Genomic DNA, 9,239 nt, shown 5'->3' with positions numbered 1-9,239 from the left:
AACGGCCTCGAGCGTGAACCCCATCGCCACGGCGAGCTCGTCCTCGTTGGCACCGAGAAGAACAGCGGAGCGCGCAGCAGAAACGACCCTCTCCCTCCCACTGGATCCCGAGGGCTGGCTGCGAAGAAGTGCACTCTCCTCCGACGCGCGCACGAGCGCTGCCTCCGCTTCACTGCACAGAAGCCTCGGCGGCTCGTTGAGATCGATACGCCACCCACGCGCGGACGGCTCAGTGGCTTCATCCATGTCCCGAAGCTACCCAACGTCGACGTCGAGCACCGCCGCCGCACCCCGACAGCCTCGAGCGCTGCGGCAAGCTCGACATCCGGCAACATGCGCTGATCCTCCCGGACGCCCGGCCAGCGATCCCCATATGGGACGCGACGCTGGGAACGTCGAGGAGGATGGCTGTTATGCCAGTCGTCTTCGATGGAACCGTGTGGACGCACTACTCCCAGCTGCAACTCACAACCGGCGCTGCGTCGGTTGAGGATCCTCGTGATGCGTTCGACGGACAAGAGAATGGGCTGTGCGGAGCGAGTTTGCCCGGCGCCCTCTTCATGCGGACAGGTATCCACACCGGGTACGTACAGGTTCGAGTCAGCACATTGGACACAGCGCCTGAGCTCGGCTTGTGGGAGGAGATCGTCGAGGCGAGCTTCCAGCCCGAAGGACCGGATGCGGTGCTTAGCGGATGGTCTGGGGACTCCGCCGCGTCGTTCCAGCTCACGGCGTCCGCCTATCGGGCCCGGTGGTGCGCTTCCGGCATGGAAGAGGGCCGGCGACAAGATGTCGCCGACGAAGCGCATCCGGCGCCTGACCGGTACGCGCTGTATCTGTGGCCGGCGCCTGCCTCGGCGGACGCGGTAGTGCGGCGAACCTCGGCAATTGCCGCGTACTGGCACAACGACGCCTCTCCGCGCAGCTAGCTTCACCAGGGCGATCGCTCGTTCGGTGAACGATCTCCAGCAGCGATGCGGGTGAGAGCGGCACACCTAGACTCCTGCGCATGACTGCTTCGTCATCCGTGGACGTGTCGCGGCGCCGACGTCGTCCGGCTCGTCGCCGCCTGTCCTTCTTCGGCGTCTTGGGTGAGCTGCTGATGACCGCAGGGGTGCTCGTTCTGCTGTTCCTCGCCTGGCAGCTGTGGTGGAACGATGCGGTGATCGCAGGGCGGCAGGAAGATCAAGCGGCCGAGCTGCGCCAGAGCTGGGGCGATGACGCGCCGTCCGCGGAGGCGCCGTCCGAGCCGACCGCTGAGCCGGCCGTCCCCGGTGACCCGGTGATCGCGCCGGTCGCAGCTCTGGACACCACGTTCGGCAACCTCTACATCCCCCGGTACGGCGAGGGGTGGGTGCGCACGATCGCTGAGGGCGTCGACGCGGAGAACGTGCTCGACGTGGGCAGCATCGGCCACTACCCGGGAACGCAGATGCCCGGCGAAATGGGGAACTTCGCGATCGCGGCGCACCGCTCCGCCGCCGGCGGAGGAATGCACCTCATCGATGAGCTGCAACTAGGTGACGCGATCTACATCGAGACCGCCGACGGCTGGTACACCTATCGGTTCCGGAACCTCGAATACGTGCAGCCCTCCGAAGTGCAGGTCATCGATCCGGTCCCCTGGACGAGCGACGTCGTTCCGACGGATCGTCTGATCACGATGACGAGCTGCAATCCGCTGCTGTCGACCGCGGAGCGGATCATCGCCTACGGCGTCTTCGAGTCGTGGCAGCCCCGCTCCGCAGGAGCGCCCGCCGAACTCGCCTCTTCCCTCGCGACCTGACGTCCGGCGTCGGCGCTGGCACCGCGACGAGGGCGGCGAGCCGGTTTCATGCTGCGGCAGACGTTTGCGGGTCGGGTGGACATGTACAGGATGAACCCGCTTTCGAAGGAGCCCGTCATGACTGCCGCCCCTGACCGAGACCCCCTGGACGTCCTGCTGGATGAGTCCAGCCCCCGCACATCGACAGTGACGAACGACGTCGCTGTCGAGCTGGCCGAGCTTCAGCAGCTCGCGGCGGCAGAGGCCCGCGTCAACCGTCACCGCTGGGCGCGTCCTGCGGTCGCCGGAGTGGCGTCGCTGGTACTGCTCGGTGGCATGGCGACCGCGGCCGCCGCGGCGACGGGCGCGTGGTCGCCGTGGGCGGAGACGCCGGACGCCTCGATCACCTATTCGCTGCCCAGCGGTGTTCAGTGTGAGGAGCGCATGGGAGACGTTCAAGGAACCGATCCGGCGGCCGTCGCCGTGGTCGATAACTTCTACCAGACGACCGACATAGACGCCCTCCTCAGCGACGGGGCACTCCAGGAGACCATCGCGCAGCTGCGTACCGAGGACCGATCCTTCATCAACGCTGACGGATCCCGCACGCCGGCCGGCTACGGCACCGAGTTCTACAACGCCGACCGGGAGTACTCGACCGCCGTCGGGCGCATCATCAGCAACGCTCTCGACGCCGAGCTCACTGCGCAGAACGTCGACGTCGACGCCGCGAACCTCAGCATCGCGGGCGAGGCCCACTGCCCCGGAGCGACCTGGTGACCCGCAGGAAGACCGACGAGGCGGAGCGACTCACCGAGGCGCTGCGCGTCGCCTCGCCTGACCTGCTCAAGTACCTGCAACGCCGCCTCCCTCTCGAGGACGCCGCCGACGCACTCGCGGACGTCATGCTCACCGCATGGCGCCGCGTAGGCGCCCTTCCCCGCACCGCGGAGGAGTCGCGGATGTGGCTTTTCGGCATCGCCCGGAACGTCCTCTCGAACAGCACCCGCACTGAGAACAGGCGAGCCGACCTCTCCGGCCGGCTCCGCGGCGTTCTGGCGACCGCTCCTACCGAAGGACGCCCCGCCGACGAAGGAGTCGACGTGCGCGATGCGATCGCCAGGCTCGCGCCAGAACAGGCCGAGCTCGTCCGCCTCATCCACTGGGACGGCTTCTCCATCACCGAAGCAGGACAACTCCTCGGCGTCCCCGCGTCCACGGCACGCACCCGCTACCAACGAGCACGAGAAGACCTGCGGTCGACCCTGGCGGCATCACCAGCAAGCGACGACGACGCCAAGCCCCTCCGAGCGGTCCGCTGAAAGCGTCCCGCAGATCGATCCCCATACGGAACACGCTGCAGCGAATGCCGGTAAGCGACCTGGGGCACGGGCGACGTCGGCTGCGGCGGGAACCGCGGGCAGCGGTCGTGTGTACCGGGATGACGCCTTCCCCAGCCGAGGTCGATACGCTCGCCACTCCGAGGAATGAGGTGGTCGTATGTACGGATCGAAGAGGCTCATCGATTTTGCCGTGGCCGAGGAGCAGGCACGGCGGCAGCGCATGGAAGCCGACCGCGAGACCGCGGATCACGGAGACGATCGCCCTGAGGGGTTCGATGCGAGCTCCACCCCTCTGCCCAGCTACAGACCTCTTGCAAGCGGCCGGGGCGACACTGCTAGCGACGACGCGGAGTAGCCCAGTCGCACAGTGCCGCGAGAACACACGCGCTGAGGAGCGCAACGACGCCGCGAGAAACGCCGCTATAGGTGACCGGTTTAGGATCCCGATACGGGACGCGCGCCAGCACTGTGATACCTCGCGCCACGGTGACCGAACGACGTCGGAACCGACGAGGATCCGAGGCGTGAAGAACAGCAGTGACGGTGAGCACTACCTCCTCCTCAGGACAGCCCTCTGGGCAGACGCCACCGACGTCGTTGGAATCTATGGCAGCGAGCAGCGCGCTCGGGAAGCAGCAGGTTCCTCTACGGGACCCGATCGGTGGACGCTCGAGGAGTGGAGAGGAGACGTGCGCCGCAGCAGTCTCCAGCTCCAGGCCGCTACGCGCTCACGCTGACGCAATGGAGTTGCACGGCTACAGTCACGAAGGAGGGTCGCGATGCGGCGACCGCTGGGGAGGTCGCTGTGGGCGAATCGAATGATGGCCGCTTCAAGAAGCTGCCCGATCGGATCGAGCCGGCTCAGCAGACCGTGAGCGTCCCGGCCAGCGAAGACGACTCCACGACGCCACCGCAACCGCCGGCCGGCGTTCCTGACCTCGTGATCGCGACTCGCGTGGCGGACGCCGCCACGATGACCGGCCTTCTCCGCCGTACGGCGGGGCGCGTTGCACTGACGGTCGTCGTCGTCGCGGCCGGCCTCGTCACCGTCCTCGCCGCGCTCAACCTGCGCTTGTAACCAGACCGATCAGCCGTGAGCGAGGACGGCGCGTCCGACAGCGGCGCCTCTCGACTCGCCCACCGAACATTCCGGGGATCCCATGCTCAGAGCACTTTCGTCCACTTCCATGTTCTGGATCGGTGTCGCCGGGATTCTCCTGGGCATCGTCTTCGGCACGATCGTGCCGTTCTGGATCGCCCCCTACCAAGCCAACGGATCACCCACCGTCGAACAGATCATCAGCACCATCCCGGTCCTCACACGAATCGCGGAGGGCATCGGCTACTCGTTCGTCGCAGGAGCCTTCGTCGTTCGCCACTTCGAGAAGCGCGAACTCGTCGACGCTCGACGGTCCGTGCACTTCGTCGGCCGAGCAGCCCGGAAAGACGAGCAGTAGCCCCTCCGAGCAGTCCGCTGAAAGCGTCCCGCGGATCGATCCCCTTACAGGACACTCTCGGTCGCGAGTCGGTAGCTCCTCGTGGTGAGAGCCGCGTCACGCCTACTGTTCTCCCGTGGGAGAACTCAAGGTAACGAGCTCGGCGGCGATCGAGGCCGCTTCACGTCGCGCCGAGGGGTGGATACGCCGTGGTTGAACGCCTGGACAGCTGGGACCCGAGCAGACTCTCGCCGGACCGGCAGACACCACCCCGCCAACGACGGTTGGTGAGACTGTCGATCGCGCTGGGAGCTCTAGCCGTCGTGGCGGCCGCGGTTCTGTGGGTGGGTGATCTGCTGTTCGGAGTGCATGGCCCTTCCCACTACGTCAGCATCACCAACGACACCGGAGCCTCACTCACCTGGTCCTGCTCCTGGTCCGATCTTCACCTCGCCGCCGGGGAGACAGGTCAGCTGCGAATCCTCGACCAGCCCGACCAGGACTACGGCTGCGTCCCACAAGCAGCGACCCCCTTCGTAGCGGCGGCGCACAACAACGACATCTGCCCGTCACTGACCTCTATGACCGAGGGAAGGCAGTTCACGGCAACCGACTTCGCGAAGACCTACCGCTGCCCGTAGCTGGATACGCGACCGGTGAACGATCCCCCTACGGGACGAACTAGCTTGCCCCGCAGGAGCCGACATGAGCGGCGGGCCGTCAGTGCGTGCTCTACGCCTCACGCACGGTCAGGAACCATGCCGTGTCGCGATCGGCGCCAGTTGTAGCCGCGCCGACGAGGTCGATTGGGTCGGTGCCGAGGGAGGCTGGGTCGATGTCGAGCGGACCGTCGCCGCAGTCCACGGTTTGGACAGTGGTCTTGCCTGTCGTGACCGTGCCGGTCTTGGAGTCGGAGTCGAGATGCAGTTCGACCGTGCCATCCCCGAAGCATTCGAAGGTGATGGCGCCGGGCAGTACCGGTTGGTCGAAGGCAGATTCCAGCCGATCCCCTTCCTGCCCCGCGCTCGAATCGGACGACAGCACAGCGAGGAAAGGACCTCCCGCGTCGATGTCAGCCTGACGATCCGAGCGCCACTGGGTGAGCTGCGCGCGATCAACGGGCCCTGGCGCGCACGCGGTCATGGTGCCCACGACAGCCAGCAGGAGTGTGAGTGCAACAGAACGACGACTCATCTGCCCACCCTAGGTCCGGCCGGATTAGGTCGAGCGAGTCTCGTCGTCCGGTCTGGCGGAGAGTGTCGCGCCAGGCGACTCAACGTGCATCGAGGACGGCTCCAATCTGATCGAAGGATATATCGCGGATACGTTGCCACTCTTCCGCCTCACTCGCGGTTCCCCACCTCCGAACGAGCAGTTCGATGGTGACGTGGAGGGCATCGAGGGGGTAGCGCGTTACCTGTGCGACCCACTCGTAGGTCTGCGCAAGTCCGGCGGTCGTCGGAGTCGTGGACACGCCTCGAGCCATCAAGTGCAGCGACTCGCCGTGAGCAATGCCGGAGAGACGTGAGTAAGCCACGGCCCCGTCGATTCCTGTCGCATCCAAGACTTCCGATGCGAGCGTGGTGAAGCTCGGAGTCCTGCTGAGGAACTGGCGCAACGTCGGCATCTCCGTTGCAGCTACTCCCTCAGTGGTCTCTGCGAGTTGCGAGTGGAGAGTGGCATCGAACAGCGCCCGACCGTCCTCACCGGCGCTGTTCGGAGACATGATGCCTCGGCTGTAGAGCCCCTGTCCCTCTTTCGCCAGAAGGAGCGCAGCTCGATGCCGGCACTGAAGCGACGTGTCACTCGAAAGCATCCACCAGGCTCGCCCCAACGCTTCGACCGCTCCACGAGCGATCGTTCCGAGGGAGGTGGTCAACGGATCATCCTGTTGGAGCGCATATCCCAGCGCGCGGAGGTGATCGAGGCCGCTGGCCACAGAGATCGACATCTGGCTCACCGCCGCGGTGTAGGAGCGGTCGATGTAGAGTCCGGCCCCGAAGCCCGACGCTGGCGGGTTCTGCCAGGCGTTCATTGCGATCGTCTCCGCGCTGCGTGCCATCGCAAGGATGGCGCTACCGACCTGCGTCGCTGAATACACGTCGATAGGGCCACTGGGCCGGATGGCTGGCATCACGCACTACCTAAGCAACTGGACGGCGACGCCGGCGGCGACGTCCTCGCCCTCGATGGTGGCGAATCCGGTGACTGTGCCGATCGCGTCGACGCCGAGTGAGGAGTCCGGGACCCGGGCGACGAGCGAGGCGCCACGGTCCGTGACGTGCGTGGCGTCGTAGTTGGCTTGGGTGGCGCTCTCGAACTCGAAGACGAACGCCTTCGTCTCCTGCTCTGAGAGGCGGACGCCGAAGTGCTTCGCCGTGGCGCCATCAGCGCCGGTGAGCTCGATGGCGTAGGTCAACCATCCCACCGACTGTGGCAGTTCGAGCGGGTCGCCCAGAGTGAAGGTCGCGGTGATCCCGGAGGGGTCGGTGGCGACGTGAACGGCCAGCAACTCGCGGGGCGTCGGGGTGCTCATGCGCTCACCCTAGAACCGCCTCGGCTCCGTGGACACGCCCAGAATCCGGTGGGAGGGTGGGCGCATGTCGAAGCCTCGGACCAAGCTCGCACGTGCTGCGCTGATCAGCAACGGCATGGTCTGGTTCGGGCTATCGTTCATGCTCTTCGCAATCGCCGGCGAGCAGACCTACGCGGCGTTCACCGGTGAGTGGTTCAACGTGCTCGGGTGGGTGCTGATCGTCGCCGTGGCCGCCGGCCTGACGGTGGTCGGGGTGATCGAGAACCGGAACATCCGGGCGGGGAAGAAGTACAAGCCGCGGCCCCGCCGCTGATCGCTACTCGGCTGCAGCCTCGGCGGACACGACGGCGCGGGCGCGCTCGATGTAGCTGAGGCCGGCGGCGCGCAGCGCGTCGACCGTCATCTTGCGCTCCTCCCTGGGGGCTCCGATGACGGGCAGGGGCGTGGTGAGCAGGGCGACGTCGCGCAGGTCGTGCGCGAGGTCTTCGTCGTAGATTCCGGTGTCGCGGTCAGCGAAGGCGACGACCTTGATGCCGGTCGTGAGACCACGGGTGGTGAGGGTGTCGCGGACGACGGTGAGGTAGGCGTCCTGGTACGCGGCGACGTCGCGGTCCCAGACCTCGGTGATGGCGCGGGAGAGCCGTTCCGTCTCGCGGTACAGGTCGTACCGGGGGTCGCCTGCGTCCTTGGCGCGGTTGAGGACCGCGTGGTGGATCTCTCCGAGCTGCTCGTACTGCTCGGCGCTCAGGGAGCCGGCGGTGGACATTTCGGCGGCGAACGCTGCGATCCGGGCTGTCTCTTCGGCGGTGGTGTGTTCTTGCGTCATCGCCGCCGTGTCGACGTCGGTGCTGGCGAAGAGGTCGATCTGGTCTTGGTCGGCGAGGGCGAGGAGCCCGAAGTCCTCGAGGTCGGATTCTGCTGAGACGACGACGCTGACGGGAGTGGTGCGCCATTTAAGGGTCCGGTGGCCGCGAGCGTCTTCCTGGGCGAAGTGCTGCTCGAGCATCGCGGGGAAGCAGCCGCAGTCCTCGTGCTCGTCGTGGTGGTGGCCGATGCAGCGGTCGTCGGCGCAGCCGCACGCGTCGCCGGCCCACTCTGCGATGGAGGGCGAGCTGTGCTCGCGCGCCCATTCGTCAGGTTCGATTTCCTGGGCGCGGAGCGTGCTGATCACGTCGGGGTAGAGCTTCATCGCTGGTGTCCTGTCTGATGAGGCGCGACGACCGGCGGTCGCGACGGGTGCGAGCGCGTCCATCGTCGCATCCGGCCATGACACTGGCTGTGCTGCTGTGGTGCGAGGCCCTGGGGTCGAGGGGATTCTCCCTCCCCTGTGGGCCGGCCCGGTCGGGGCCGGGGCGTTACGCGTCAGATCTGGCCGGAGCGGTGTGAGAGCGGATGGCATAGACGAGGCCGCCGATGATCAGCCCCAACGACACGATCAGCAGCGCTGTGAGGAACCAGCTCGGGTTGATTACGGCGAGTACGTCACCGGAGCCCAATCGCTCATAAGTGCACCTGAGGCCGAGCGGCCACAGTGAAGCGCCTGCCAGGGTCTCCGTTTCCACGCCGGGAAAGAGAACGCCGTACCAGGCGTAACAGGTCTCGGTGCCGTTTCTGACCTGGCCGTAGAGCTCGAAGATCAAGACCAGGAGCCCAGCGACTCCGGCTCCGATCGACACTTTCGGTCCGGTCGTCACGAAGGGTGCCCCTCTGCCATCACTGCGGTTTTCGCGTCCGTAGCCTAGCCACCGGTGAAAGCACAGGCAGGACGCGGGCTCTCGACGGGGGGGGTCGAGGGGGTTCTCCCCCTCGTGCGGGCCGGCCCGCTTAGGGTCGGCCCGCTTAGGGTCGGCCCGCACACGCGCTCAGAGGGTGAGCGTGTGAAGGATCAGGGTCGTGGAGCCGATGGGCTTCCCGAAGTCGGTGTAGTCGAGGGTCGCGCGGCGGTTGCTGATGAGGTCAAGGGCGATCAGTTCCTCCTCGGACTCATCCGTCATGTCGCCGGGCTCCTCGTCCCATTCGCGCAGCACCTGCCGGTCGGCGTCGAGGATTTTCCACAGTCCCCAGACGTGGGCGATGGGGCCGGTCGTCTCGTATGTGAAGACGAGGGCGGTCGCGGTGGGCCAGCCGTAGGCGGCCGCGGCGACGATCAGCGCTCGCGC

Annotated in this window: 15 protein-coding genes; 8 read left to right on the top strand and 7 right to left on the bottom strand. The window is 66.8% G+C overall.

What is annotated here, in order from left to right:
* Positions 1 to 246, bottom strand: a 246-nt coding sequence (locus C5C95_RS17720) for a hypothetical protein (protein WP_219814775.1), incomplete at its 3' end; no start/stop codon positions are given.
* Positions 247 to 413: 167 nt separating this feature from the next.
* Between C5C95_RS17720 and C5C95_RS16650 the strand changes: the two genes are divergently transcribed.
* The 7 genes from C5C95_RS16650 (at position 414) to C5C95_RS16615 (ending at position 5,185) form a co-directional block, all read left to right on the top strand.
* The gene (locus C5C95_RS16650; RefSeq protein WP_104234405.1) at positions 414 to 929 is read left to right on the top strand and encodes a hypothetical protein; all 516 of its coding nucleotides are present in this window, start codon (positions 414 to 416) and stop codon (positions 927 to 929) included.
* Between the two features lie 80 nt (positions 930 to 1,009).
* On the top strand, positions 1,010 to 1,786 hold the full coding sequence (locus C5C95_RS16645) for a class E sortase (RefSeq protein ID WP_104277483.1): 777 nt from the start codon (positions 1,010 to 1,012) through the stop codon (positions 1,784 to 1,786).
* A gap of 117 nt (positions 1,787 to 1,903) precedes the next feature.
* A complete protein-coding gene (locus tag C5C95_RS16640) occupies positions 1,904 to 2,545 on the top strand; it encodes a hypothetical protein (RefSeq protein WP_146079378.1) in 642 nt (213 codons plus the stop codon).
* Positions 2,542 to 3,087 (top strand): RNA polymerase sigma factor, encoded by a 546-nt coding sequence (locus tag C5C95_RS16635; protein WP_104224254.1) that lies wholly within the window; start codon positions 2,542 to 2,544, stop codon positions 3,085 to 3,087. Before C5C95_RS16640 ends, C5C95_RS16635 begins: the two co-directional genes overlap by 4 nt.
* Positions 3,088 to 3,913: 826 nt before the next feature.
* The gene (locus C5C95_RS16625; protein ID WP_104227086.1) at positions 3,914 to 4,186 is read left to right on the top strand and encodes a hypothetical protein; all 273 of its coding nucleotides are present in this window, start codon (positions 3,914 to 3,916) and stop codon (positions 4,184 to 4,186) included.
* 109 nt (positions 4,187 to 4,295) lie between these two features.
* Positions 4,296 to 4,565: a hypothetical protein gene (locus C5C95_RS16620; RefSeq protein ID WP_104224259.1), complete on the top strand. Its 270-nt coding sequence runs from the start codon at positions 4,296 to 4,298 to the stop codon at positions 4,563 to 4,565.
* A gap of 344 nt (positions 4,566 to 4,909) precedes the next feature.
* Positions 4,910 to 5,185, top strand: coding sequence for a hypothetical protein (locus tag C5C95_RS16615; RefSeq protein WP_146078503.1), 276 nt, complete (start codon positions 4,910 to 4,912; stop codon positions 5,183 to 5,185).
* 91 nt (positions 5,186 to 5,276) lie between these two features.
* Here C5C95_RS16615 and C5C95_RS16610 read toward each other — a convergent pair whose 3' ends face one another.
* The 3 genes from C5C95_RS16610 to C5C95_RS16600 all read right to left on the bottom strand — a co-directional run bounded on the left by C5C95_RS16610 (position 5,277) and on the right by C5C95_RS16600 (position 7,080).
* Positions 5,277 to 5,696: a hypothetical protein gene (locus tag C5C95_RS16610; protein ID WP_146079379.1), complete on the bottom strand. Its 420-nt coding sequence runs from the start codon at positions 5,694 to 5,696 to the stop codon at positions 5,277 to 5,279.
* Positions 5,697 to 5,817: 121 nt separating this feature from the next.
* A complete protein-coding gene (locus C5C95_RS16605; RefSeq protein WP_104248325.1) occupies positions 5,818 to 6,579 on the bottom strand; it encodes a hypothetical protein in 762 nt (253 codons plus the stop codon).
* Positions 6,580 to 6,684: 105 nt separating this feature from the next.
* On the bottom strand, positions 6,685 to 7,080 hold the full coding sequence (locus C5C95_RS16600; RefSeq protein ID WP_104248326.1) for a hypothetical protein: 396 nt from the start codon (positions 7,078 to 7,080) through the stop codon (positions 6,685 to 6,687).
* Positions 7,081 to 7,144: 64 nt separating this feature from the next.
* On the opposite strand from C5C95_RS16600, the gene C5C95_RS16595 reads away from it, so the two are divergent.
* Positions 7,145 to 7,393, top strand: a complete 249-nt coding sequence (locus C5C95_RS16595) for a hypothetical protein (RefSeq protein WP_104248327.1) — start codon at positions 7,145 to 7,147, stop codon at positions 7,391 to 7,393.
* Between the two features lie 3 nt (positions 7,394 to 7,396).
* On the opposite strand, the gene C5C95_RS16590 is transcribed toward C5C95_RS16595, so the two are convergent.
* From C5C95_RS16590 to C5C95_RS17620, 3 genes are all read right to left on the bottom strand, one after another.
* Entirely contained in the window at positions 7,397 to 8,269 is an 873-nt protein-coding gene (locus tag C5C95_RS16590; RefSeq protein WP_104277486.1) for a hypothetical protein, read from the bottom strand.
* Between the two features lie 166 nt (positions 8,270 to 8,435).
* Entirely contained in the window at positions 8,436 to 8,774 is a 339-nt protein-coding gene (locus C5C95_RS16585) for a hypothetical protein (protein WP_146076604.1), read from the bottom strand.
* A gap of 168 nt (positions 8,775 to 8,942) precedes the next feature.
* Positions 8,943 to 9,239: hypothetical protein (locus tag C5C95_RS17620; RefSeq protein WP_181125745.1), on the bottom strand; the 297-nt coding region annotated here is incomplete at its 5' end.

Source organism: Rathayibacter sp. AY1B7, assembly GCF_002932735.1.
GTDB lineage: Bacteria > Actinomycetota > Actinomycetes > Actinomycetales > Microbacteriaceae > Rathayibacter.
Note: the sequence above shows the minus strand (reverse complement) of the source record. Positions and strands in the feature narration are given on the sequence as shown.